Here is a 26,020-nt window from a genome sequence, read left to right as displayed (position 1 = left end):
GTTCTCCTCAGCAGTCCAGTGGGTTGCGTTTCTCGGGGTCGATACCGAACTTGGCAATGGCTTCAGCCACGACCTTGGGTTCGATGTCGCCACGATCAGCAAGGGCTTCCAGGGCTGCCAGCACAACGAAGTGGCGATCGACTTCAAAGAAGTGACGCAGCTTCTTGCGGCTGTCGCTACGGCCGAAACCGTCGGTGCCCAGCACCTTGAATTCCTTGGAAGGAACCCACTGGCGGATCTGCTCGGCGAAGATCTTCATGTAGTCGGTGGACGCAATGACCGGACCTTTACGGCCAGTCAGTGCCTGCTCGACATAGGTGGTCTGAGGCTTCTGGCCCGGGTGCAGGCGGTTGAAGCGCTCGACGGCCAGGCCATCGCGGCGCAATTCGTTGAAGCTGGTCACGCTCCACACGTCAGCGCCGATGTTGAACTGTTCACGCAGGATGATCGCCGCTTCGCGGACTTCACGCAGGATGGTGCCCGAGCCCAGCAACTGGACGTGGTGCGCCGCTTCCTTCTTGTCTTCCTCGAGCAGGTACATGCCCTTGATGATGCCTTCCTCGGCGCCGGCCGGCAGGGCAGGCTGCGTGTAGGCTTCGTTCATCACGGTGATGTAGTAGAAAATGTCCTGTTGCTCTTCGGTCATTTTCTTCATGCCGTCCTGGATGATCACCGCCAGCTCGTAGCCGTAGGTCGGATCATAGGTGCGGCAGTTCGGGATGGTTCCGGCCAGGATGTGGCTGTGACCGTCTTCGTGTTGCAGGCCTTCACCGTTAAGGGTAGTCCGGCCGGCGGTGCCGCCGATCAGGAAGCCACGGGTGCGGCTGTCGCCAGCGGCCCAGGCCAGGTCGCCGATGCGCTGGAAGCCGAACATCGAGTAAAAGATGTAGAACGGCAGCATCGGCTGGTTGTGGTTGCTGTACGAGGTACCGGCCGCGATGAACGACGACATGGCGCCGGCTTCGTTGATGCCTTCTTCGAGGATCTGGCCCTTCTTGTCCTCGCGATAGAACATCACCTGGTCTTTATCGACAGGCTCGTAGAGCTGGCCGACGGACGAGTAGATGCCCAACTGGCGGAACATTCCTTCCATGCCGAAGGTACGGGCTTCGTCGGGAATGATCGGAACGATGCGGTGGCCGATTTCCTTGTCCTTGACCAGCTGCGACAGGATGCGCACGAAGGCCATGGTGGTGGAAATTTCGCGGTCGCCCGAGCCATCGAGGATGGCCTTGAGGGTGTCCAGCGGTGGCGTCGGCACACTGAAGCTCTTGGTCCGGCGCTGGGGCACGAAGCCGCCCAGTGCGGCACGACGTTCGGCCAGATAGCGAGCCTCGGCGCTGCCTTCCTCGGGTTTGAAGAATGGCAGGTTCTCGAGGTCCGCATCCTTGACCGGGATGTCGAAGCGATCGCGGAATTTGCGCAGGCTGTCGACGTCGACCTTCTTGGTGTTGTGCGCCGTGTTCTTCGCTTCGCCGGCACCGGTCCCGTAGCCCTTGATGGTCTTGGCCAGGATGACGGTGGGCTGGTTCTTGTGGTTCACGGCCTGGTGGTAAGCCGCGTAGACCTTGTACGGGTCGTGGCCGCCACGGTTGAGCTTCCAGATCTCGTCGTCGGTCAGGTCGGCGACCATGGCCTTGAGTTCCGGCGAGTTGAAGAAGTGCTCACGGACGAACGCGCCGTCCTTGGCCTTGTAGTTCTGGTATTCGCCGTCGATGACTTCGTCCATGCGGCGTTGCAGGATGCCGTCGACGTCCTTGGCCAGCAGTGGGTCCCAGAAACGGCCCCAGACCACCTTGTTGACGTTCCAGCCACCGCCACGGAACACGCCTTCGAGTTCCTGGATGATTTTCGCGTTGCCGCGAACCGGGCCGTCGAGGCGCTGCAGGTTGCAGTTGATGACGAAGATCAGGTTGTCCAGCTTCTCGCGGCCTGCCAGCGAGATTGCGCCCAGGGATTCCGGCTCGTCGCACTCACCGTCGCCCATGAAGCACCAGATCTTCTGCTTGCCAGCCGGGATGTAGCCACGGGCTTCCAGGTACTTCATGAAGCGTGCCTGGTAGATCGCCTGGATCGGCCCCAGACCCATGGAAACGGTCGGGAACTGCCAGAAATCAGGCATCAGCCAAGGGTGCGGGTAGGACGAAAGGCCCTTGCCATCGACTTCCTGGCGGAAGTTGTTCATCTGGTCTTCGCTGATGCGGCCTTCCATGAAGGCGCGGGCGTAGACGCCAGGCGAAGCGTGGCCCTGGAAGTAGATCAGGTCGCCGCCATGCTCGTCGGTTGGCGCCTGGAAAAAGTAGTTGAAGCCGATGTCATACAGCGTCGCACTGGAGGCGAAGCTGGAGATGTGACCGCCCAGATCCGAATCTTTCAGATTGGTACGCATCACCATGGCCAAGGCGTTCCAGCGCACCAGCGAGCGGATGCGGCGTTCCATGAACAGGTCGCCGGGCATGCGTGCTTCGTGGGTGACGGGGATCGTGTTGCGGTATGGCGTGGTGATGGCATATGGCAGCTGGGAACCGCTGCGGGTTGCCAGTTCGCCCATACGGGTCATCAGATAATGAGCGCGGTCTTCGCCTTCTTTGTCGAGAACCGACTCCAGGGCGTCCAGCCATTCCTGGGTTTCGACGGGATCGAGGTCTTGCATGGCTTGCTCCAGGGCGGAAAGGCTTCCAGAATCGAAGCCTGAGTTTGCGACTGGCCTTGTGGGCAGACGATATTGAATTCTTGGATTGCCGGGTGTGGCTCGGGTCGAGCCGTTCTGACGGCGTGTAGTTTTACTACAAATCGAGGATCAATTCATATTCCTGCTGAATGGCCTCAGTAGCAAAACTACAGGGTAGCGATACCCGGAACCCTGTCAGCTTGTGAGAAAAACCGATACTGCGGGTTAAAAATAAATCTTTGCGGGCTGACTTGCGATGCTTTCTGCCAAATTTCATAAAACTACAGCTATTTATTACCTTTGTACGACAGTCTGGCCATTATGCCCTCTGCCTGTCGGCTCGGTGACTACCTTTAACACGCCGATCAAGGATAGACCATGAACCTGCCTGAGCTGGTCGATCTGCCCCCGTTGGTGCAAGCACTGACCCAACCTCGTCGCGAAGGCTTCATGGCCGCCGCGCAGACTGACATTCCCTGGCCTGAAGACTTCTGGTCCCAGTTCGACCGGGTCTGCACAGCCAGTGATTTCGTCTATCAGCAGGTTCAACAAGACCCGGCGCTGCTGCTTGAGCTGCACGCCAGTGGCCAGTTGCAGCGGGCTTTCCAGGCTGGCGAGTTGTGCGCCCAGATCACCGCTGCAGTGAGCGTTGCCGAGTCCGAGGACCAGTTGGGACGCCTGTTGCGTCGTCAGCGCACGCGCCAGCAGGTGCGCATCATCTGGCGTGACTTGACCCGCCAGGCGGACCTGGTGCACACCTGTCGCGACCTGTCCGACCTTGCCGATGCCTGCATCGATCAGGCCTACCACTGGCTGTACCCGCGACATTGCCAGCAGTTCGGCACGCCGAAGGGGCGGCGCACCGGTGAAGCGCAGCACTTGGTGGTTCTGGGCATGGGCAAGCTGGGCGCCGTGGAGCTCAATCTGTCATCGGACATCGATCTGATCTTCGGCTACCCGGAAGGCGGCGAAACCGAAGGCACCAAACGCCCGCTGGATAATCAGGAATTCTTCATTCGCCTGGGCCAGCGGTTGATCAAGGCGCTGGACCCAGTGACGGTCGACGGGTTCGTCTTTCGTGTCGACATGCGCCTGCGTCCTTATGGCTCGTCAGGCGCGCTGGTGCTGAGTTTCAATGCGCTGGAGCAGTATTACCAGGATCAAGGGCGCGACTGGGAGCGTTACGCCATGATCAAGGCCCGTGTAGTGGCCGGAGACAAAGTGGCTGGCGCACGTTTGCTGGAGATGCTGCGGCCCTTCGTGTACCGGCGCTACCTGGACTTTTCCGCCATCGAGGCACTGCGCACCATGAAGCAGCTGATCCAGCAGGAGGTCCGACGCAAGGGCATGGTCGACAACATCAAGCTGGGGGCTGGCGGCATTCGTGAAGTGGAATTCATTGCCCAGGCGTTCCAGCTGATCCATGGTGGCCGCGATCTGAGCCTGCAACAGCGCCCCTTGCTCAGGGTGCTGGCGACACTGGAAGGCCAGGGTTATCTGCCAGCGGCCGTGGTCAATGAACTGCGTGACGGCTACGCGTTCATGCGCTACACCGAGCACGCGATTCAGGCCATTGCTGACCGCCAGACCCAGATGCTGCCCGACGGCGCGCTGGATCAGGCGCGCATCGCCCTGATGATGGGCTTTGCGAACTGGGCGTCATTTCATCAACAGCTGATGCACTGGCGTGGCCGTATCGACTGGCACTTCCGGCAGGTGATCGCGGATCCAGATGAGGAAGAAGGCGCCACGGGCGACCTCTCTGTGGGTGGCGAATGGCTGCCGTTGTGGGAGGAAGATCAGCACGAGGAGGCGGCACGTCGGCAACTGGAAGAGGCCGGCTTCCATGACGCCGCCCGGGCGCTCAAGCGCCTCGCCGACTTGCGCGTCAGCCCGCAACTGCGCGCCATGCAGCGGGTCGGTCGCGAGCGCCTCGATGCGTTCATCCCGCGCTTGCTGGCTCAGGCGGTGGAGCACGCCGACCCGGACCTGGTCCTCGAACGGGTGCTGCCGTTAGTGGAGGCTGTGGCGCGGCGCTCCGCCTATCTGGTCCTGCTCACCGAAAACCCGGATGCTCTGCGCCGCTTGCTCACACTGTGTGCCGCCAGCCCGTGGATCGCCGAGCAGATCACCCGCTTTCCATTGTTGCTCGACGAGTTGCTCAATGAGGACCGGCTGTTCAGCCCGCCCTTCGCGCCGGAGCTTGCCGCCGAACTGCGCGAGCGCCTCACGCGCATTCCCGAGGACGACCTTGAGCAACAGATGGAGGCGCTGCGGCACTTCAAGCTGGCCCACAACCTGCGGGTGGCTGCATCGGAAATCGCCGGCAACCTGCCGTTGATGAAGGTCAGCGACTACCTGACCTGGCTGGCAGAGGCGATCCTGGAGCAGGTGCTGGCCCTGGCCTGGCGGCAGACCGTCGCGCGCCACGGTTCGCCGCTGCGCACGGATGGCAGCCCTTGTGATCCGGGCTTCGTGATTGTCGGCTATGGCAAGGTCGGCGGGATCGAGCTGGGCCATGGCTCGGACCTCGACCTGGTGTTCATCCATGACGCCGACGCCAATGCCGAAACCGACGGGGCCAAGCCGATCGACAGCGCCCAGTTTTTTACCCGCCTGGGGCAGCGGATCATTCACATGCTGACCGCGCACACCAACTCCGGGCAACTGTATGAGGTCGACATGCGCCTGCGGCCTTCCGGTGCGGCGGGGCTGCTGGTCAGCTCCATCAGTGCGTTCGAGCGCTATCAGGAGAAAGAGGCATGGACCTGGGAGCATCAGGCGCTGGTGCGTGCTCGGGTGCTGGTGGGGTGCCCGCGGGTGGCCAGTGCATTCGAGCAGGTGCGGGCCAGGGTCTTGAGCCAGTCTCGGGACTTGCCGGCCCTGCGCGTGGAGGTCAGCGAGATGCGCGCGAAGATGCGCGACAACCTCGGCAGCCGGGTCACTGCTGCGGGCACCGGCACCAACGCTTTCGACGCCAACGCTCCGCTGGACCTCAAGCAGGACGCCGGTGGTATCGTCGATATTGAATTTATGGTGCAATACGCGGCCTTGGCGTGGTCGGGCCAGCATCCGGGCCTGTTGCAGTACACCGATAACATCCGCATCCTCGAAGGCCTTGAGCAGGCGGGCTTGCTGCCTGGCGCCGATGCCAGCCTGTTGCGCGAGGCCTACAAGGCCTATCGTTCGGCGGCACACCGGCAGGCCTTGCAGAAGCAGGCGGGCGTGGTCAGCGGCAATCAGTTCATCAATGAACGGCGCGAGGTTCGGCGTATCTGGGGTGAGTTGGGGTTGACCTGAGGGCCCCCGTATCCGCAGGGGTCGGAGCCGGGCGCTGTGGGAGCAGGGCTTGTCCGCGATGCAGGCGCTGCGGACCATCAGCGCTATCGCGTTGAGCCCATCGCGGGCAAGCCCTGCTCCCGCAAGCCTTCGTTTAATCTGGAAAACTATGAGAATTCTGATCATTGGACCCAGCTGGGTCGGTGACATGGTGATGGCGCAGACCCTGTTCCAGAGCCTTGAACAGCAGCATCCGGGCTGCCAGATCGACGTGCTGGCACCCGAATGGAGCCGCCCGTTGCTCGAGCGCATGCCCGAAGTGCGCGCGGCCTTGAGCTTTCCGCTCGGTCACGGCGCCCTCGCGCTGGCGACTCGCCGGCGTATCGGCAAGGCGCTCAAGGGGCAGTACGACCAGGCCATCCTGTTGCCCAACTCGCTGAAGTCGGCGCTGGTGCCTTTCTTTGCCGGCATCCCCAAGCGCACCGGCTGGCGCGGCGAGTTCCGCTATGGCCTGCTCAACGACGTGCGCACCCTCGACAAGGCCCGTTATCCGCTGATGATCGAACGCTTCATGGCCTTGGCCCATGAGCCGGGCGCGTTGCTGCAGCAGCCGTACCCACGGCCGCGCCTGCAGATCGAGGCGGCCAGTCGCGATCAGGCGCTGGCCAAGTTCGGTCTGATGCTGGATCGCCCGGTGCTGGCCCTGTGTCCCGGCGCCGAGTTCGGTGAGTCCAAGCGTTGGCCCTCGGAGCATTACGCGAAGGTCGCCGAAGCACGCATTCGCGAAGGCTGGCAAGTCTGGCTGTTCGGCTCGAAAAAGGATCATCCGGTGGGCGAGGACATTCGCCAGCGGCTGATCCCCGGCCTGCGCGAGGAGGCCGTCAACCTCAGTGGCGAGACGTCCCTGGCCGAAGCCATCGACCTGATGTCGTGCAGCGACGCAGTGGTGTCCAATGATTCGGGCTTGATGCACGTCGCGGCGGCGCTGGATCGGCCGTTGGTGGCGGTGTACGGCTCGACCTCCCCAGGTTTTACGCCGCCCTTGGCCGATCAGGTCGAAGTGGTGCGCCTGGGCCTGGAATGCAGCCCGTGCTTCGACCGCACCTGCCGTTTCGGTCACTATAATTGCTTGCGCCTGCTGGAGCCTCGGCAGGTCAACGAAGCCTTGCTGCGACTGGACGGGCCGCCGCCGGTCGATGTAATGAGCGAGGTCAACTGAATTGCGTGTGCTGGTCATCAAGACATCGTCCCTGGGCGACATCATCCATACTCTGCCAGCTCTGACCGATGCGGCCCGAGCCATTCCCGGCATCCGTTTCGACTGGGTCGTGGAAGAGGGCTTTGCCGAAATCCCTTCCTGGCACCCGGCAGTGGACAAGGTCATCAAGGTGGCCATGAGGCGTTGGCGCGGCGCCCCATGGCAAGCGGTCAAAAGCGGCGAGTGGGGCGGGTTCAAGAAGCAGCTGCGCGAGCAGAAATATGACCTGGTGATCGAAGCTCAGGGGCTGTTCAAGAGCGCCTGGCTGACCCGCTATGTCAAGAACACCCCGGTGGCCGGGATGGACCGTCGCTCCGTGCGCGAACCCCTGGCCAGCCATTTCTATGATCGGCGCCTGGCAGTGGGGCATCGCAGCATCCAGCACGCGGTCGAGCGTCTGCGTCGGCTGTTCGCGCTGGCACTGGGTTACGATTTGCCGGACGTCATGGGCGATTACGGCCTGAATCCCCTGCGGCCCGTCGGTGGCCGGCGGCTGGCGCCTTACGTGGTGTTTCTGCACGGCACCACCTGGGACACCAAGTTCTGGCCGGAGGCCTACTGGCGCGACCTGGCCGTGCGCCTGGCCAGTGCCAGGATCGAAGTGCGCCTGCCGTGGGGCAACGACGCCGAGTTTGCCCGGGCCCAGCGCCTGGCGGCGGGGCTCGACAGCGTCAAGGTACTGCCACGGCTGAACCTGGCCGGGGTTGCCGCAGTGCTGGCCGAGGCCAGTGCCTGCGTGGCGGTGGACACCGGCCTGGGTCACCTGGCAGCGGCGCTGGACGTGCCGACGCTGTCGCTGTTCGGCCCTACCAACCCGGTCCTGACCGGCGCCTATGGGCGCAGCCAGGTCCACATCGCCAGCGATTGGCCCTGCGCACCTTGCCTGAAGAAAAAATGCACCTACCAGCCGACGCCCGAGGATCAGGCCCGGTTCGACCTTAAACGCGAGTGGCCGCTGTGCTTCACTCGCCTGAACTCCGAGCGAGTGGCGGCCCGCCTCAGTGCCCTGCTGCTGGCCGAGGAGTTACGTTGATGCAGGATCCAAGCTGATGCAACTGGCCTTTGTGCTCTATAAATACTTTCCGTTCGGCGGCCTGCAGCGCGATTTCATGCGCATTGCCCTTGAGTGCCAGCAGCGCGGTCACGAAATTCGTGTCTATACCCTGATCTGGGAAGGCGATGTGCCCCCTGGCTTCGAGGTGTTGGTGGTGCCGGTCAAGGCGCTGTCCAACCATAGTCGCAATGAAAAGATGCTCAAGTGGATGAACGCCGACCTGGCCAAGCGTCCGGTGGACCGTCTGATCGGCTTCAACAAGATGGCCGGGTTGGACGTGTATTACGCCGCCGACGGTTGCTACGAAGACAAGGCGCAGAACCTGCGCCACGCGTTCTATCGCTATTGGAGCCGCTACAAGCACTTCGCCGAGTACGAGCGCGCGGTGTTCGCCGCCGACGCCACGACGCAGATCCTGATGATTTCCGAAGTGCAGCAGCCGCTGTTCATCAAGCATTACCACACCCCGCTCGAACGCTTCCACCTGTTGCCGCCAGGGATCTCCCTGGACCGTCGCGCCCCGGCCAATGCCGCCGAGATTCGTGCCGAGTTCCGCGGTGAGTTCATGCTTGAAGATGATGAACTGCTGCTGGTGCAGATCGGCTCCGGTTTCAAGACCAAGGGCGTCGACCGCACCCTCAGGGCCATCGCCGCGTTGCCGGGCGAGCTGAAAAAACGTGTGCGGCTGATGGTTATTGGCCAGGACGACCCCAAGGTGTTCCAGGTGCAAAGTGCGGCTCTGGGGCTGGGGGATCGGGTGCAGTTTCTCAAGGGGCGCAGCGATATCCCGCGTTTCCTGCTGGGGGCTGACGTGCTGATTCATCCCGCCTACAACGAAAACACGGGTACCGTGCTGCTGGAAGCACTGGTAGCCGGTCTGCCAGTGCTGGTCTCGGCGGTCTGCGGCTATGCCCATTATATCGCTGAAGCGGATGGCGGCCTGGTGCTGGATGAGCCGTTTGATCAGATTCAGCTCAATCAGCATCTGGTACGTATGCTTGAGGACGACGAGGCCCGTGCGCGCTGGGGCGCAAACGGCCTGGTGTTTGCCGATACCGCCGACATCTACAGCATGCCGCAGCATGCCGCCGATGTGATTCTTGCCCGGGGGGCCGCATGAAGCTGCTGTTGCTCGAGCCCTTCGAGAGTCTGTGGGCCGGCGGTGATCCGTTCGTCGAGGTCGAGCAGCTGCAAGGCGAGGTCTACCGCGAACTGGAAAACCGCCGCACGCTGCGTACGGAAGTAGCCGGGCGCGGCTACTTCGTCAAGATCCACCGAGGTATCGGCTGGGGCGAGATCGCCAAGAACCTGTTGAGCGCCAAGCTGCCGGTACTGGGTGCCGGGCAAGAGCTGCGGGCCATCGAGCGGCTGACCGAAGCGGGTGTGCCGACCATGACGGCCGTTGCCTATGGCGAGCGCGGCAATGATCCGTCGGCGCAGCATTCCTTCATCATTACCGAAGAGCTGGCGCCGACCATCAGCCTGGAAGATTTCTGCATGCCCTGGCCCACTCAGCCCCCGCAGCCACGGCTCAAGCGGGCGCTGGTCACCGAGGTGGCGCGGATGACCGGTACCATGCACCGCGCCGGGGTCAATCACCGGGATTGCTACCTGGCGCACTTTTTATTGCACACCGACCAGGCCATCACCCCCGACCATTTCAGGTTGTCGTTGATCGACCTGCACCGCGCCCAGGTGCGCGGGCAGATCACCCGTCGCTGGCGCGACAAGGACCTGGCCGCGTTGTACTTTTCTGCGTTGGACATCGGCCTGACTCGCCGTGACAAACTGCGCTTTCTGCGCGGTTACTTTCAGCGGCCGTTGCGCGACATTCTGCGCGAGGAGGCTCGCCTGCTGGCCTGGCTCGAACCCAAGGCGCAGAAACTGTACGACCGCAAACTTCGTTACGGAGACGCGCTTTGAGGTTTTTTTCGAGAGTTGCCCATGAGTGATTTCATTGCCGAGGCTGACCGCGCCTTGCTGCACCCAAAAGGGCTGGATCAGTTCGACACGCTGTGGGCCTTGCCCCTGGAGGCAGTCGATGAGCCCAACACCGGGCGTGGGGGCTGGAGCAGTGTCTTTCGCCTGGATGTCGATGGCCAGGGTTATTACCTCAAGCGGCAGAGCAACTACCTGACCCGCAGCCTGGCCCGCCCCCTGGGCGAGCCGACCTTCGCCCGTGAGTTTCGCAACATCGATCGCTATCGCAAGCTGGCCATCCCTGCGTTGCAGGCCGCCTATTATGGCCAGCGTCAGGTGGATGGCGAACTGCGTGCCATGCTGATGACCCGCGCTCTGGATGGTTGGACCGATCTGGACACTTTGCTGGGGCAGTGGTCATTGCTTGGCGAAGTGCGCCGGCATGCGGTATTGCGCGCTTGCGGCGAGCTGGCGCGTACCCTGCACGATGCCGGGCAGGTGCATGGCTGCTTCTATCCCAAGCATATTTTCCTGCGGGCCAGCGGCGAGCAGTATCTGGCTCAACTGATCGATCTGGAAAAGACTCGAGCCTTGCTGTTCGGCCAACAGGACCGGGTGCGCGATCTCGAGCCCTTGCTGCGCCGTGCGACGGCCTGGAGCGTCGCCGACACGAGGGTGTTCCTCGCGACCTACTTGCACTGCGCTTTGGACAGCCCGCAGCTGGACGCCTGGGGCAGCCGATTGGGTCGTCGTCGCAGCCGAAAAGAGGCCCGTTGATGCGTTTGTCCGAACTTCAGCAGGCCGGTCGCACGCCGGCCCTGCCCCTGAATGTGTCACTGGCCGATGCTGCCGGCAGCGCCGAACTGCAATTGTTGAGCCTGCTGCGCTCCCTGCCGGGTCAGCGCTATGTCGGTGCTGGTGTCTGGCGCGGCCGGCCGGTGTTGGCCAAATTGCTGGTGGGGCAGAAAGCCCCGCGGCACTTTCAGCGTGAACTGGCCGGTGTGCGGCTGCTGGCCGAACAGGGGCTGGTCACGCCGCAGTTGTTGGCGGACGGCTTGCAGGAAGGTGAGGGCGGCTGGTTGCTGTTCGAGTTGCTGGAGGGCGCACCAAGCCTGGCCCAGGCCTGGGCCGAAGTGGAGTCGTTGCCCGTGCTGGCTGACGAACAACAACTTGTCCTGGCGCAAGCGCTGACGGCCATCGCACAGATGCACGCACGGGGCTTGTGGCAAGAGGACCTGCATCTGGACAACCTGATGCGCCATGACGGCCGGTTGTACCTGATCGATGGCGCCGGCGTGCGCGCCCAACAGGCGGGTACGCCGTTGTCCCGCCAGCAGGTTTTGCAGAACCTTGGGGTGTTCTTCGCTCAGTTGCCCAAAGCCTTCGAGCCCTTCACCGAAGAGCTGCTGGTGCACTATCTGCTGGCCAACGGCGAGCACGCACTGCCCCTCGAGGCGCTGCAGAAGCAGATCGACAAGGTGCGTGCCTGGCGTCTGAAGGACTTTCTCGGCAAGGTCGGCCGCGAGTGCAGTCTGTTCGCCGTGCGCAGCGGCGCTTTTGTCTTGCGGGCGATTCGCCGTGAAGAAGAACCTGCCATGTTGCCGGTGCTGGAGCAGGCCGATCAGTTGCTGGACCAAGGCCATTTGTACAAGACCGGCGGCGCCGCCAGCGTCGGCCGTGTGCAGAGCCAGGGCCGCGAGCTGGTGATCAAACGCTACAACATCAAGAGCTTCGCCCATTGGCTCAAGCGCTTTTGGCGGCCGAGCCGCGCCTGGCATTCGTGGGAGTACGGCAATCGCCTGGCCTTCCTTGGCATGGCTACGCCCAAACCCTTGGCGCTGCTGGAAAAGCGCTTCCTGTGGTTGCGCCGTCGCGCCTACCTGGTGACCGAATACCTTCCCGGCGAAGACCTGATCCAGCGCTTCGCTCCCCACGTCGATAGCGGTGAGGTCCCCGAGCCCGAGTTGCTGGCGCTGGCCCAGCTGTTCGCCGAACTGATCCGCGAGCGCATCAGCCATGGGGATCTCAAAGGCCATAACCTGATCTGGGACAAGGGCAGATGGTCGATGATCGATCTGGATGCCATGTGTCAGCACGGCAGTGATTCGAGTTTCGCCCCGGCGTTTGCCCGGGATCGGGCGCGGTTGTTGCGTAATTGGCCGGTGCAGAGTGGGTTGTATCAGGTGCTGGATGGGCGATTGCCGAGGTTATAGCCCTTCGAAGTCTATCCCGAGAACAACGTTGTGGCCGATAGGGTTTTACACAAGCGGGGCAAGAGCCGAATCTGGTCGCGATGCAGGCGCCGCGATGCATCCGTCCCGCCGTAACGGCCTTCGCGAGCAAGCTCGGCTCTTTGCGCGCGCGGTGATGCTATCGCGCTCAAGCAAGCGCCGCGAACTCAAGCCATTCGCTCGCCAGCCCGGTCTGCCTGACCTTGATCTCCCAGCCATCGTCGCTCAGGTTGCGTCTGACCAGGATTGTGGCGTCCTTCGATTTTTCGCCGGCGGGCATCAGGCGATAGCGGTTGTCTCGCAAGCTGCGTTGAATCCTGAAGGTGTGAGCACCCCAACGCAGGTACAGGAGACCATTCTGGCGAATAATACCGTGCCCGTCGGGGCTGGCGCCGGGCGTTTGTTCGGAGTCCATTCGTACCTGTGCCACCAGCTCGGCCAAGTCAGGAACGGCCCCGTCCCACCGTACATCCTGGGGGAGAACCCATTCGCCCGCAGCGTTTCTGCGCACCAGCGACTTGAAGTAGGCGTTTGGGTTACGGGCGTCTACCACCAGCCATGCCTGTCCGTCGAAGTCCACCTCGTAGCGGCGTCCTGCTTTATCTTCAATGAAGTATCGAGATTGGCCCCCCTCGGCCGGTACATGCTCATAGACGCCTTCCTTGTAGATGCTGTCGATGCGATAGCGCAGGTTACGCGATGGCGACGTGGCGGCCAGGTTGGGATTGAGTGGGGCCGGTTGCTTGATGGGCAGGTGGCGGAAAGTTCGGCTGAAAAACGAGCAAGCCGCGATCCCCGCTCCCGCATCGCCCAGATAGGTCAGCATCAGCAACAAGTGGCGTAGGCCTTCGATGCGATCGGCAGCTTGCAGGCTTTCCTTGGCGTCCCACAGCGAGATCATGGCGCGGCCCAATGCCAGTGGCACCAAGAGCCGTCCTGGCAGGATCAGCGTGATCATGTCCAGCACACTGAGCGCGGTGTGCCAGAGGGTTTCCAGGTTGATCTCGGAGGTGGTGGTGGACAGTGCGTCGCTGTCCGTCATGACCCGGTCGACTTCGGCGAGGTAGCACTGCTCGATAAAATCACCCTCGATCACGCCAAGCTTGACCGACGTGGCAGCGTGCCCGCTCTCCAGCAACCTGCGCGCGGCATCGCGGGAGGCGATATTGATGCGTTCCAGGGCATAGGCGCTCAGGGCAGCCTGCCCCGTGAACGCCGCCAATAGTGCTGCCCGGTCCCTGAAATAGCGCCACGGCCGCCGATCCGGCGCATCCGGCGTATAGAGCACCAGGCTCGCCACACTGTCGGGGGACCTCACAGAGAGCACCAGCACGCCCGTTATCCGCGCGCCGGCCAGTTCCAGGGTCTGGACTTCCAGGCTGTGCCCATACACGGTCGGCCGGCTGGTGCGGGACGGATGACGGAGCAACGTGTCGATCCAGAAATAGGCTCGCTCTTCACGATCACTGCCCAGATGGCCGGCGTGACGCGCCTTCAAGGCCTCTGCGCGCAGTCTGGTCAGGGTGAGCCGATAGTGACTGTCACGCCGCCACTGCGCTTCGGGAGCGTCGATCAGGCGATGCTTGATATGGCTTGCGTAGCGGCTGCCGATATTCAAACGCCGCATCAGTTGTTTGACCGCTGTCGGTGTCACGCCTGGCACAGGCTGATTCTGTTGATCGAATACTCTGGCGGTGAGCCAATAGTCGAAGTCCAGGGCGCCGATGTTTTCCAAAGCCAGCTCGGTGAGCGAGCGCTTGCGACTCTGCAAGTTGACGATCTCGCCGGTATGGGCGCGCAACCAGCCGGGAATGATGTGACCCGGGTTGGTCGCCGGGGTCAGCGGCCCCGTCTGATAAGCGGTGGTGGTCACGATGAAGAGGTGGTCCGGGTTCAATTCCTGGCCCGACAGTGCATGCAAAGGGCGCCGTAACTGCGCCTTGGCGTAAGCCAGCAAGCTGCTGCGCGCACCAAAGGTGCGAACGCTCGGCAACCCGGGTGTCGCGGCCTTGGCGGTCGCCAAGGCGAGTGCCTGCATGGCCTGGACGATCTCCACTTTGGCCTCTTGCGAGGCGCTTTTCAGCCAGGCAGGCATGTAGTTCTCCAGCAGCGCGCCATAGCGGGTGCGCAACCGTCCGTGACGGTCGATCAATGGCAGTAGCGCGGCCGCCCGAGTGAGGGCGCGCTCGTAACGCGATAGGGTGCGCTGGGCAGCCGGATGCTGAACACCGCGCCAAGCCTCGAAGACGGCCTGGCGCTGGCCGCGTAACAGCTGTTCCACGCCCAAGGTGAAGGCGTCTTGATGCATTTCGGTAATCAGCAATTCATCTGGGTTTTGCACGGCGCGACGCTCTTGCCCGGTCAAGCCGCTCAACAGTAGGGCGCCTTGACGCTGGTCATCCAGCCGCTCTGCCAATTCCTGATGCAGGGCGCCGAGTGAGTCGAACGCTTCCAGTCCGACGCCCCGGCTGTACAGCAACACCACGCCGCTATCGCTGGCTGGCGCGACCGTTTGAGGCGGGCCGATGAGCGGTACGGCAAAGGCCCCGTGCGGGTCGTGGTAGCCCCGGGCATTGCGTTGGGTCAGCACGAAACTGCCATTCAAGATGATTTCGTCAGCGTCGGTTCGTAGAGACAGTCGGTAGACACCTGGGCGGCGCAGAGGGGGCAGGGCTTCTCGGCTGAGGGCGTCGGGGTGCTTGAACAGTAGGGTCAGTAGTTGCCCAGCATTCGCCGGCAAGGTGCCGTCCTGCAAGCGCAGCGCCACTTCAGCACGCAGTTGCTGAATTTGAATGGAGCGCAACTCAGCTTTTCGGGACAGCCAGAAGCGTTTCAGGGCATCTGTGTAGAGGGTCAAGGTTTCGCTGCCCAGTAAACGGATCCAGCGGATCAGCAGCGGCGTGTACGTACGCGGCAGTGGGTGGCGTTCATGGTTGGCCAGGTAATAGCAGTCAGCTTGGGGGTCGGGAAGCCCTTGGTCCTGCCAGAACCGTTCCAGGCTATGGGCCAATGTGTGCTCGCCGACCCATAGTTGCTCAGGTCCGAGATCGTGTGGCAGGCGTGGCAACTGGGCGTGCAAACGTTCCCGGGCAATGCCGGTCAAGGTCGGGGTCGGCTCCAGCAATGATTGCAGGCGGATGTCCAGGGTTTCTAACTGTTCGATGGCGGCGGGCATCAGGGCGCTCCAGGCAAAGGGAGCGAGGGTAGGACGGGGGCAGGGGCAGGGGGCGGTATAAAAATCTCATCTGGCTGGATCGGCCAGGGCGCGCTGCCGCCGTTACTGCCTTGGGCTGTATTACGTTATAATCCCGCGCTTTAGCTGCCCGCCGCCCGTCGGCCGCCAGCCTGACTATCCAGTTTAAAGAGGCTAGACCCTTGGCATTGACGATTCTCGGCCTGTCCGGCGCCCTGAGCCATGATCCCTCCGCGGCCCTTTATATCGACGGCAAATTGATCGCCGCCGCCGAAGAAGAACGGTTCGTTCGTGACAAGCACGCAAAGAACCGCATGCCCTACGAGTCGGCGAAGTTCTGCCTGGAGCAGGCGGGCATCAAGCCTTCCGACGTCGACGTCGTGGCCATTCCGTTTGCGCCTATCAGCCTGTTCGGCGAGGCGCGCTGGAAGTTTGCCAAGCGCTACTGGTATGCCCCGGACCGCGCGTTCGATGCGATCCTGATGGGCAACCGTCGCTACAAGCGCTATCGCAACAAGATCGTCTGGTGCCTGCAGCAGTTGGGCTTCGACCCGAAGAAGATCAAGATCGAGCCGGTCGAGCATCACTTGGCCCACGCCTCCAGCGCTTACCATTGCTCGGGCTTCCAGGAGAAGACCGCAATCCTCGGCATTGACGGCAAGGGCGAGTACGCCACCACTTTCTTCGGCTATGGCGAGAACGGCAAGATCCACAAGATCAAGGAGTTCTACGATCCGGACTCCCTCGGCGGCCTGTACGGCGCGATCACCGAGTTCCTTGGCTTCGAGATGCTCGACGGCGAGTTCAAGGTCATGGGCATGGCGCCGTACGGCGACGCCAGCAAGTATGACTTCTCGCGCCTGGCCACTTTTGAAAACGGCGAGCTGGTGATCAACACCGACTACGCCAACGTGGTCGGCATCCGCCGCTACAAGGAGAAGGGCAAGGGCTTCTACTTCTCGCCCAAGCTCATCGAATGGCTGGGGCCCAAGCGTGAAGGCGACATCGCCGACGAGCCGTACATTCACTATGCGGCCAGCATGCAGGCGCTGTTCGAGAAGCTGTCTTTGCAGATGATCGACCACTACCTGGGCGACATCCTCAAGGAAACCGGCAAGCTGGCGTTCGCCGGCGGCTGCGCCCTGAACGTCAAGCTGAACCAGAAGATCATCGCGCGCAACGATGTCAAGGAGCTGTTCGTGCAGCCGGCTTCCGGCGATGCAGGGACGGCAGTCGGCGCGGCGGCCTATGTGTCCCATGCCCGTGGCGTGCCGGTGGAGAAGATGGAACACGTCTACCTCGGCCCGTCCTACAGCAACGAAGATGTGATCGCTGCGTGCGCCCGGCACCCGAGCGCGCCCACTTGGCGCAAGCTGGACGACATGCCTCGGCAGATTGCCAGGATCATGGTCGATGGCAACCCGGTGGCCTGGTTCCAGGGCCGCATGGAGTTCGGCCCGCGCGCCCTGGGCGGCCGGTCGATCATTGGTTGCCCGAGCGTTGCCGGCGTGGCCGATCGCATCAACCACCAGATCAAGTTCCGCGAACGCTGGAGGCCTTTCTGCCCGTCGATGCTCGACACCGTGGCGCCGCAGATGATCAAGGTCGACCACCCGGCCCCCTTCATGACTTTCACCTTTGAAGTGGCAGAAGAGTGGAAGACCCGCGTGCCGGAAGTCGTGCACGAGGACGGGACGTCCCGCGCCCAGGTGCTCAAGCGCGAATATAACCCGCGCTATTACGACATGATGAAGGCCCTCGAAGACCTGACCGGCAACGGCGTGTCGCTCAACACCTCGCTCAACCGTCGTGGCGAGCCCATGATCTGCTCGCCCACCGACGCCTTGAACATGTTCTTCGGCTCCGACCTGCAGTACCTGATCATGGAAGACATCCTCGTGGTCAAAGAGGGCGCTGACGCTTATGACACGCTCGGCTGAGCGTCATGTGCTGCAGTTCTGCCACGGCTATGACGGGCCTTTCCTCGATTGCGCCCGTCAGTACGCGAGCCTGTTTGCCGGTAGCGGCTATCGGGTGACCACGGTGTTTCTCACCGGGGTGGCAGACCCTGAGGTGGCGGCGGGTTGCGCCAGCGACGAAGTCCTGTTCATGGAGTACAGCTCCAAGGCTATCCGTGGCCTCAAGCTGGCCGCTATCCGGGATCTGCGCCGAATTGCCGCGTCCCGGGATTTCAGCTTCTGCATCGCCCATCGCTTCAAGCCCATTTACATCGCGCTGCTGGGGACGCGCTTGCCGGTCATGGGCGTGCATCACGCCTTCGGTGACTACCAGCGGCCGGGGCGGCGTCTGTTTGCCAACCTGTTTCGTCGTCGCCTGAGCCTGATCGGTGTATCCGACGCTGTGCGCGACGACATGCGTCAGTGCCTGCCGAAATGGCCCACCGGGCGTATTCGCACGCTATACAACCGTATTGATATCGAGGGGCTGCAGGCGCAGCAACTGTCCGAAGGGCCGGCCCGGGATGCCTTGGGGCTGCCCCAGGACGCCTGGATTGTCGGCAACGTCGGCCGTCTGCATCCGGACAAGGACCAGGCCACGCTGCTGCGCGGCTTCGCTCAGGCTCTGCCGTCCCTGCCGCAACACGCCCAATTGGTGATCATGGGCAAGGGCCGGCTGGAGCAGGACCTGATTGAGCTGGCCCGTGAGCTGGGTATCGAGAGCCAGGTGCGCTTTCTCGGTCAGGTGGCTGACGCGCGTCGCTATTTCGCAGCCTTCGATGTGTTTGCCCTGAGCTCTGATCACGAGCCGTTCGGCATGGTACTGCTCGAAGCCATGGCCGCCGGAGTGCCGGTGATAGCCACTGCTGCAGGGGGCGCCCGGGAAGTGGTAGATGGCGTTGGCCTGCTGTTCCCGCTGGGCGATGCGACGCGACTGGCCGAAGGGCTGGTGCACTTGCAGGGGCTGGATGCCGGGCAGCGCCAGGCCTGTGCCGAGTCGATGCGGGTGCGGCTGCACGAACGCTTTTCCGATGAAGCCGTGCGCGAAAGTTTCTGGCGCTTGCCCGCCGTTGCCGCGCTGACAGCGGAGGCCTGATGCTCAATCGACTGCAAAGCTGGCGCGAGCGCGGCTGGGCGACCATCGACGCCGACGCTTACGCGGTCACCTGGCAGCGCTTCGGTGGCAGCGTGGCGACCCATCCGCGGGTGATCGAGCAGCTGGCGGACCTGGCTGGCATTCCGGTGCGCTATCTGGGCTGGGAGCAGGACGGCGAGCTCAAGGCCGCCATTGCTACCTGGGGCCGTGATCTGGCCCTGTCCAAGGACGTGCTCAAGCGTCGGGGCAAGAAAGGCTTGTTCGACCTGGGTAACGCCGAGCTGATTCTGCCCGCTGCCGACAACGCCCAAGTGCCCTTGCGCCACCGCGCCCGCTACCTCTCCGAGCTCAATACCGGGCGCGTCGGGGGCCTGCAGGTACAGGCCGAGGCCTTGGCCATGGCCCGTGCCCCGGAGGACTTGTCGAAGAAGTTTCGCTACAACCAGCGCCGCGAGTTGCGTTTGCTGGAAGAGGCGGGCGGTATCGTCCAGCCGGTAGCAGAAATTTCCAGCGGCGACCTGGCGGCGATCTACTGCGATCTGTTCCAGCGCCGCTGGGGTTTTCCCGCCACCGGTGCCGCGCTCATGACCGAGGTGCTTGAGCGTCTGCGGGACTTGTTGATGGGGTCGGTGATCTTCCTCAATGGCGCGCCGATCGCCGTACAGCTGATCTATCGGGTGCAGGCGCCGCAGTGGGTCAGTGTCGAATACGTCAATGGCGGAGTCGATCCCGAAATGCGCGACTTCAGTCCAGGCAGCGTGCTGAGCTTTCTCAACACCCAGGCGGCCTGGGAGCAGGCCCGGGCCGATGGCAAGGCGCTGCGCTTTTCCTTCGGCCGTGCCGACCGCGAGTACAAGGAGCGCTGGTGCAGCCCGGTGCCGGTGTTCCAGTCATGAGTGCCGGTAGCCGTAAGCAGCAGTTGCTCAAGCGCCATCGTCGCCACAAGCGGGTGGCGCTGCTGATCGCTTTCTGGGTGCTGATCGTGGCGGGCGTGCTGGTCGCTTGGTGGTTGCCCTTGGTGCTGGCTGTGGTCGGGTGGGTTGCCCATGAAGCCTGGTTCGCTGACCATCTGTTCTATTCGCCAAAAGACGATTACCACTATCGGCTGCCCGAAGCCAATGAACTGCCAGTCGGCTTCGACGGCGGCCGCTTGAGCCTGGCACAGGGGGCGTGCGTGGCGGTGGATGCAACGCTGATCGTTGAAGTGCGTCTGAAAAGCCGATGGCTTGGCCGTTTTCTCGACCCCGTGATCCGTGTCGTAGGAGGCGCGCTGGACGATGCCCAGGCCTTCGAGCGCGGTGTCCAGGGCCTGCGTTATCTGAATATCACCGGCGAAAGCCAGGCCCTGCAGGCCGGGCGACTGGCGCTGCTTGGCCAGCATTGCCGCGTCGTCGGAGCGCCGCGACTCTGGGCATTCAATCATTCCGATCTGCGCCCCAAGCGTGTGATGGTCATCGCGCCCCATGCCGATGACGCCGAGCTGGCGGCCTTCGGGCTGTACAGTCAGGCGGCTGAAGCCTGGATCGTCACCCTCACCGCCGGCGAGATCGAGGCTGAGTTCTACCAGGACATGGGCATGTCTGGCGCCGAAGCGGCGCAAACCAAAGGCCGCCTGCGGGCCTGGGACAGTATTGCCGTGCCGCTGTGGGGTGGCGTCCCGGCGGAGCATTGTGTGCAGTTGGGGTATTTTTGTCTGCAGTTGCCGGCGATGCAGGCTGCTCCGGATCAGCCGATTGCCTCCCGTGAAGCGCAGCTCTCGGATACCCGGTTGTTCCGCCAATACAACCGGCTGGCGTTGCCGGGTGATGATGGTGTGCCCAGCTGGAACAACCTGCTGGCCGATCTGCGCGCGCTGCTATTGCTGGCCCGTCCCGAAGTCATCGTAATGCCCCATGCCAGCATCGATCCGCACCCGGACCACATCTGCGCCCAGGCCGCGGTGCACGAAGCGTTGCTGGGCCTGGCCTGGCAGCCCGAAACCCTGCTGGGTTACGCCAACCACCTGCACGACAACGACCGCTGGCCCATGGGTGATGCGCACATGGGCGTTAGCCTGCCACCCGTGTTCGCGGCCGATCCGAGCCTGATCCCCTGCAGCCTGTCACTGCCGGCGCCGCTGCGTCGGGACAAGGCCATGGCGCTGGGCATGATGCACGACCTGCAGCCTCCGATGCCGTTCAAGCGCCGTCTGCGCCGCTGGTTGCAGCAGCGCCTGGCCGCTCGGCGCTGGCCGGCTGAAGGTGAAAACGAATTTTTCCGCAAGGCCGTGCGCCGCCATGAGTTGTTCTGGCGCCGTGACGTGGGCCGCGATGACGATCAGCCGGGTTCCTGATGAAAGTCCTACTTCTGGTGCAGAAAGAGCAGCGTGTCATTCTCGACCGTCTGTATGAAGGCATAGCCGCCCACTGCGAATGCGACCTGCGTTGGCTCACCTCGGCCGACCAGCGTGACCTGCGCGGCTACTTTCGCCGTGAGGTGGACGTTTCACGCTACGACCGCATCGTCTTCTTCCTGCGATTCAAGCAGGAGATTCGTCAAGCCGGCTTTATCCGCACCGTGCCCAACCTGGTGATCCTCGAACACGACGCCTACCAGAACTATATCGCCTGCAAATACACCGGCAAGTTCAGCGCCCACTACCGCAAGATGCCTTGGGTGCGGGTGTTGATCTCGGGCTTTGTGGTCAGCGAACGGCTGCGCAGCGAAGGCTTCGATGCGCTGTTCGTGCCCAAGGGCTACGACCAGCGTCTATTGAGCGATCTGGGGCTGGCGCGGGACATCGAACTGGGCTTCGTCGGCAGCGTCAACAGTGTGGCCTACAGTGGGCGCAAGGCCTTGCTCGATGAACTCGGGCAGGTCGAGGATCTACTGGTCACCCGTACCAAGTCGGGGGATGAATACCTGCAGACGCTGAACCGGATTCGCTTCTTTGCCAGTGCCGACGTGGGCATGGGTGAATACATGATCAAGAATTTCGAGGCCATGGCCTGCGGTTGCGTGCTGCTGGCTTACGATCAAGGCGAAGCCGAAAACCGCGCCCTGGGTCTGCGGGACATGCACAACGTGGTGTTCTACACCAGCATCAGCCAGTTGCAGGAAAAGCTGGCTATCTTGCGAGCCGATCCGTCATTGGCGCAGAGCATTGCGCAAAATGGGCGGGATCTGGCCGTGGCGCAGTTTTCCTTTGCGGCGATTGGTCAGCGCATCGTTGAAGACTTGCGAGCGCCACTGCGCCCGCAAGCGCCGATCAATGCCTGGCAGCGGTTGCGCCGGGCGCTGGGGGTTTAAGCCCACCCCCTGGGGTCAATCATCCCTGCGCGGCGCTGCGCAACCCCTCGGCCAGATTCGCCCCGTTCCACTCATGCCCGCTGTGCTTTACATAACTCTCGAAAAACACCCGGCCATCCTGCTGTAACAACCACGCCACATCCCGCTTGTAACGACGCATGTGCTGGAAATTGCGCAGGCACATGTTCTTCGGCAGGGTATGGCGGAAGGTGCGCAGGTCGGCGATGTCGATCAGGCCGATCTGGTTGTCCGGGGTGATGACCACATTGCCCAGGTGCACCGAGCGGAAGTAGATGCCCTTGCTGTGCAGCAGGGCGACGAACTCGCCAAAGCGCTCCAGCAGGGTCAGGTCGTTGAAGTGCTCGGGCTGGCCGATCAGCTGGCGCAGGGTCTTGCCGGGCAGGGGCTCGTAATGCACCAGATCACGCTTGATCTCCGGCACGCGCCAGGTATGCAGCACGTGGGGCGCCGGTATGCCGCGCCGACGCAGCTGGCTGGCGTTCTCGGCAAAGCGTTTGGCGTAGGGAAACAGCACGGCCGAGGAAATCAGGCGCTTGCGCCTGAACAGCTTGATGAAATTTCCATCAGGCAGCAGCAGGACCTTGTCCCCGGAGGCATCCGCCTCGATCACCTCGGCGCCGCTGCGCAAAGCTTCGTAGTCTGTATAAGCGAGTGCGCGCATGCGGGCCTCCCAAATCGGCACATGATACCGCAGCCGGGGCGCTTGGGGTCATTGGGCTGGTGCTGTGCTAGAATTCGGCCTCATTTTTTCATACCGATGACCATGAGCCAGCCAGAAACTTCCAGCATGAAAATCTACATGCGCCTGCTCACCTATGTTGTGCCGTACGTGAGTGTGTTCGCATTGAGCATCTTGGGCTTTGTGATCTTTGCCTCGACCCAACCCATGCTGGCCGGGATCCTCAAGTACTTCGTCGACGGGCTGACCAATCCGCAAGCGGCGCTGTTCCCGAAGATTCCCTACCTGCGCGACCTGCAATTGCTGCAGGCGGTGCCGCTGCTGCTGGTGTTGATCGCTGCCTGGCAAGGCCTGGGGTCGTTTCTGGGTAACTTTTATTTGGCCAAGGTCACCCTGGGTCTGGTCCACGACCTGCGGGTCGAGTTGTTCAACAAGCTGCTGGTGCTCCCCAATCGTTATTTCGACACCCATAACTCTGGCCACCTGATTTCCCGCATCACCTTCAACGTGACCATGGTCACCGGTGCCGCCACCGATGCGATCAAGACCGTGATCCGTGAAGGCCTGACCGTGGTGTTCCTGTTTGGCTATCTACTGTGGATGAACTGGAAACTGACCTTGGTCATGTTGGCGATCCTGCCGATCATTGCCCTGATGGTCGGCAGTGCCAGCCGCAAATTCCGCAAGCAGAGCAAGAAAATCCAGGTGGCGATGGGCGACGTCACCCACGTCGCCTCGGAAACCATCCAGGGCTATCGCGTGGTGCGCAGCTTCGGTGGCGAGCCCTACGAGCGCGAGCGGTTTGCCAAGGCCAGCCAGAGCAACACCGACAAGCAGCTGACCATGAACAAGACCAGCGCGGTGTACACGCCGATGTTGCAGGTAGTGATCTACACCGCCATGGCCGCATTGATGTTCCTCGTCCTGCTGCTGCGCGGCGATGCCAGCCCGGGTGATCTGATTGCCTATATCACGGCGGCGGGCCTGTTGCCTAAACCGATCCGCCAGTTGTCGGAGGTCAGTTCGACGATCCAGAAGGGCGTGGCCGGTGCCGAGAGCATCTTCGAGCAATTGGATGAAGTGTCCGAAGTGGATGCGGGCACCGTCGAGCGCGACCGAGTGGCTGGCGAGCTGCAGGTGCGCAACCTGAGCTTCACCTACCCCGGCACCGATCGTCAGGTGCTGCGGGATATCAATTTCACCGCGTCCCCAGGGCAGATGATCGCGCTGGTGGGCCGTTCGGGCAGCGGCAAGTCGACCTTGGCCAATCTGATACCGCGGTTCTATCAGCACAGCGAAGGGCAAGTACTGCTGGATGGCGTGGAGATCGACCAGTACCGGCTCGGCAACCTGCGTCGGCACATTGCCCAGGTCAACCAGAACGTCACCCTGTTCAACGACACGGTGCACGCCAATATCGCCTACGGTGACCTGGCCGCCGCGCCGCGCGAGGCGGTGGAAACGGCAGCGGCCGATGCTTACGCCAAGGACTTCATCGATCAGTTGCCCCATGGCTTCGACACCGAGGTCGGGGAAAATGGCGTGATGCTGTCCGGTGGCCAGCGCCAGCGCCTGGCGATTGCCCGTGCGCTGCTCAAGAACGCTCCGGTGCTGATCCTCGACGAAGCCACCTCGGCCCTCGACACCGAGTCGGAACGGCACATCCAGGCAGCGCTGGATCAGGTCATGAAGGGCCGAACCACGCTGGTGATCGCTCACCGGCTGACCACCATCGAGAAGGCCGACCTGATTCTGGTCATGGACCAGGGCCAGATCGTCGAGCGTGGCACTCACGCCCAGTTGCTGGCCCAGAACGGCTACTACGCGCGCCTGCATGCCATGGGCCTGGACGAGCCGGAAATGGCCAAGGCTGTGGACATCACCTGACGCTGGGCAGGGCTGTGTTAATATCGCCGCCCTGTTCATTTTGTATGTGGGTTGCCCATGAAGTTGTCCATGCCGCGATTCGATCTGGCGCCTGTATTGGTAGTCGGCGATGTCATGCTCGACCGCTACTGGCACGGCGGTACCTCGCGAATTTCACCTGAAGCGCCGGTGCCGGTGGTCAAGGTCGAGCAGATCGAGGACCGTCCCGGTGGTGCGGCCAACGTTGCCCTGAACATCGCTGCACTGGGTGCCCCGGCCTCTCTGGTCGGCGTGACCGGCGAGGACGAAGCAGCTGACAGCCTTGGCAACAGTCTCCAGGCGGCAGGCGTGCGCGCGGTGTTCCAACGCATCGCCCATCAGCCCACCATCGTCAAGTTGCGGGTGATGAGCCGTCATCAACAGTTGTTGCGCATCGACTTCGAAGAGCCCTTCGCCACCGACGCAGCGGCGTTGGCCGTGGATGTCGAAACCCTGCTCGAAGGCGTCAAGGTGCTGGTGCTCTCCGACTACGGCAAGGGTGCGTTGCAAAACCATCAAAGCCTGATTCAGGCCGCGCGCCAGCGGGGCATTCCCGTGCTGGCCGACCCCAAAGGCAAGGATTTCAGCATTTACCGGGGCGCCACCGTGCTGACCCCGAATCTCAGCGAGTTCGAGGCCATCGTCGGCCGCTGCCTCGACGAGGCCGAGTTGGTGGCCAAAGGCGCCGACTTGATGAGTGATCTGGACCTGGGCGCCCTGTTGGTCACGCGTGGTGAACACGGCATGACCCTGTTGCGTGCCGATCACCCAGCCCTGCATTTGCCCGCTCGGGCGAGGGAAGTGTTCGACGTGACCGGCGCTGGCGACACCGTGATTTCCACCTTGGCAGCCGCCCTGGCCGCGGGCGAGGAACTGCCTCATGCGGTGGCGCTGGCCAACCTTGCCGCCGGTATCGTGGTGGGCAAACTCGGCACGGCAGCCATCAGCGCGCCGGAGCTGCGCCGCGCGATTCAGCGGGAGGAAGGTTCCGAGCGTGGTGTGCTCACCCTTGATCAGCTATTGCTGGCCATCGATGACGCGCGCGCGCACAACGAGCGTATTGTCTTCACCAATGGCTGCTTCGACATTCTACATGCCGGCCACGTGACCTACCTGGAACAGGCGCGGGCCCAGGGCGACCGTCTGATCGTGGCGGTCAACGACGACGCTTCCGTCGGCCGCCTCAAGGGGCCAGGCCGTCCGATCAACGCGGTCGACCGACGCATGGCGGTGCTGGCCGGTCTCGGCGCGGTGGATTGGGTCATCAGCTTCGCGGAAGGCACGCCGGAAAACCTGCTGAGCCATGTGCGCCCGGATGTGCTGGTCAAGGGCGGTGATTACTCGGTGGACCAGGTGGTGGGCGCCGATATCGTCAAGGGCTACGGTGGCACGGTGAAAGTGCTGGGGCTGGTGGAAAACAGCTCGACCACGGCGATTGTGGAGAAGATCAGGAGTCGGTGATCTGCA

At 62.9% G+C, this 26,020-nt stretch carries 17 protein-coding genes; 14 read left to right on the top strand and 3 right to left on the bottom strand.

Annotated features, from left to right (window positions below; all coding sequences use genetic code 11):
* Window positions 1–7: 7 nt before the first annotated feature.
* Window positions 8–2,653, bottom strand: coding sequence for a pyruvate dehydrogenase (acetyl-transferring), homodimeric type (aceE, locus tag HB675_RS02905; RefSeq protein WP_213875576.1), 2,646 nt, complete (start codon window positions 2,651–2,653; stop codon window positions 8–10).
* A gap of 396 nt (window positions 2,654–3,049) precedes the next feature.
* On the opposite strand from aceE, the gene glnE reads away from it, so the two are divergent.
* The 7 genes from glnE (at window position 3,050) to HB675_RS02870 (ending at window position 12,395) form a co-directional block, all read left to right on the top strand.
* Window positions 3,050–5,971 (top strand): bifunctional [glutamate--ammonia ligase]-adenylyl-L-tyrosine phosphorylase/[glutamate--ammonia-ligase] adenylyltransferase, encoded by a 2,922-nt coding sequence (glnE, locus tag HB675_RS02900; RefSeq protein WP_213875575.1) that lies wholly within the window; start codon window positions 3,050–3,052, stop codon window positions 5,969–5,971.
* 148 nt (window positions 5,972–6,119) lie between these two features.
* The gene (gene waaF, locus HB675_RS02895; RefSeq protein WP_213875574.1) at window positions 6,120–7,169 is read left to right on the top strand and encodes a lipopolysaccharide heptosyltransferase II; all 1,050 of its coding nucleotides are present in this window, start codon (window positions 6,120–6,122) and stop codon (window positions 7,167–7,169) included.
* A 1-nt stretch (window position 7,170) separates the two neighbouring features.
* Complete coding sequence (waaC, locus tag HB675_RS02890) at window positions 7,171–8,241, top strand: lipopolysaccharide heptosyltransferase I (RefSeq protein WP_213875573.1); 1,071 nt, start codon at window positions 7,171–7,173, stop codon at window positions 8,239–8,241.
* 16 nt (window positions 8,242–8,257) lie between these two features.
* Complete coding sequence (locus HB675_RS02885; RefSeq protein WP_213875572.1) at window positions 8,258–9,382, top strand: glycosyltransferase family 4 protein; 1,125 nt, start codon at window positions 8,258–8,260, stop codon at window positions 9,380–9,382.
* Window positions 9,379–10,185, top strand: a complete 807-nt coding sequence (rfaP, locus tag HB675_RS02880; RefSeq protein ID WP_213875571.1) for a lipopolysaccharide core heptose(I) kinase RfaP — start codon at window positions 9,379–9,381, stop codon at window positions 10,183–10,185. The genes HB675_RS02885 and rfaP overlap by 4 nt, the downstream gene beginning before the upstream one ends.
* Before the next feature lie 21 nt (window positions 10,186–10,206).
* Window positions 10,207–10,959 (top strand): lipopolysaccharide kinase InaA family protein, encoded by a 753-nt coding sequence (locus HB675_RS02875; protein WP_213875570.1) that lies wholly within the window; start codon window positions 10,207–10,209, stop codon window positions 10,957–10,959.
* Complete coding sequence (locus tag HB675_RS02870) at window positions 10,959–12,395, top strand: lipopolysaccharide kinase InaA family protein (protein WP_213875569.1); 1,437 nt, start codon at window positions 10,959–10,961, stop codon at window positions 12,393–12,395. Before HB675_RS02875 ends, HB675_RS02870 begins: the two co-directional genes overlap by 1 nt.
* 166 nt (window positions 12,396–12,561) lie before the next feature.
* Here the strand turns inward: HB675_RS02870 and HB675_RS02865 are convergent, their stop codons facing one another.
* The gene (locus HB675_RS02865; RefSeq protein ID WP_213875568.1) at window positions 12,562–15,588 is read right to left on the bottom strand and encodes a DUF6543 domain-containing protein; all 3,027 of its coding nucleotides are present in this window, start codon (window positions 15,586–15,588) and stop codon (window positions 12,562–12,564) included.
* A 200-nt stretch (window positions 15,589–15,788) separates the two neighbouring features.
* Between HB675_RS02865 and HB675_RS02860 the strand changes: the two genes are divergently transcribed.
* Genes HB675_RS02860 through HB675_RS02840 form a run of 5 tightly spaced genes read left to right on the top strand, consistent with a single transcriptional unit; the run spans window position 15,789 to window position 21,948 of the window.
* On the top strand, window positions 15,789–17,546 hold the full coding sequence (locus tag HB675_RS02860) for a carbamoyltransferase (RefSeq protein ID WP_213875567.1): 1,758 nt from the start codon (window positions 15,789–15,791) through the stop codon (window positions 17,544–17,546).
* Window positions 17,530–18,660 (top strand): glycosyltransferase, encoded by a 1,131-nt coding sequence (locus tag HB675_RS02855; RefSeq protein WP_213875566.1) that lies wholly within the window; start codon window positions 17,530–17,532, stop codon window positions 18,658–18,660. Before HB675_RS02860 ends, HB675_RS02855 begins: the two co-directional genes overlap by 17 nt.
* Window positions 18,660–19,556: a GNAT family N-acetyltransferase gene (locus HB675_RS02850; protein WP_213875565.1), complete on the top strand. Its 897-nt coding sequence runs from the start codon at window positions 18,660–18,662 to the stop codon at window positions 19,554–19,556. The genes HB675_RS02855 and HB675_RS02850 overlap by 1 nt, the downstream gene beginning before the upstream one ends.
* Window positions 19,553–20,992, top strand: coding sequence for a PIG-L family deacetylase (locus HB675_RS02845; protein WP_213875564.1), 1,440 nt, complete (start codon window positions 19,553–19,555; stop codon window positions 20,990–20,992). The genes HB675_RS02850 and HB675_RS02845 overlap by 4 nt, the downstream gene beginning before the upstream one ends.
* Window positions 20,992–21,948 carry a glycosyltransferase gene (locus tag HB675_RS02840; RefSeq protein WP_213875563.1) on the top strand — a complete coding sequence of 319 codons (957 nt, stop codon included), beginning with the start codon at window positions 20,992–20,994 and terminating at the stop codon, window positions 21,946–21,948. Before HB675_RS02845 ends, HB675_RS02840 begins: the two co-directional genes overlap by 1 nt.
* Before the next feature lie 19 nt (window positions 21,949–21,967).
* Here HB675_RS02840 and HB675_RS02835 read toward each other — a convergent pair whose 3' ends face one another.
* The gene (locus tag HB675_RS02835; protein WP_213875562.1) at window positions 21,968–22,630 is read right to left on the bottom strand and encodes a toluene tolerance protein; all 663 of its coding nucleotides are present in this window, start codon (window positions 22,628–22,630) and stop codon (window positions 21,968–21,970) included.
* Window positions 22,631–22,726: 96 nt separating this feature from the next.
* On the opposite strand from HB675_RS02835, the gene msbA reads away from it, so the two are divergent.
* Window positions 22,727–24,535: a lipid A export permease/ATP-binding protein MsbA gene (gene msbA, locus HB675_RS02830; RefSeq protein WP_213875561.1), complete on the top strand. Its 1,809-nt coding sequence runs from the start codon at window positions 22,727–22,729 to the stop codon at window positions 24,533–24,535.
* 57 nt (window positions 24,536–24,592) lie between these two features.
* Window positions 24,593–26,014, top strand: coding sequence for a bifunctional D-glycero-beta-D-manno-heptose-7-phosphate kinase/D-glycero-beta-D-manno-heptose 1-phosphate adenylyltransferase HldE (hldE, locus tag HB675_RS02825; protein WP_213875560.1), 1,422 nt, complete (start codon window positions 24,593–24,595; stop codon window positions 26,012–26,014).
* Window positions 26,015–26,020 lie beyond the last annotated feature (6 nt).

This window comes from Pseudomonas sp. dw_358 (genome assembly GCF_018449655.1).
GTDB lineage: Bacteria > Pseudomonadota > Gammaproteobacteria > Pseudomonadales > Pseudomonadaceae > Aquipseudomonas.
The sequence above is the reverse complement of the archived record's forward strand: the minus strand, read 5'-3'. Positions and strand labels throughout refer to the sequence as shown.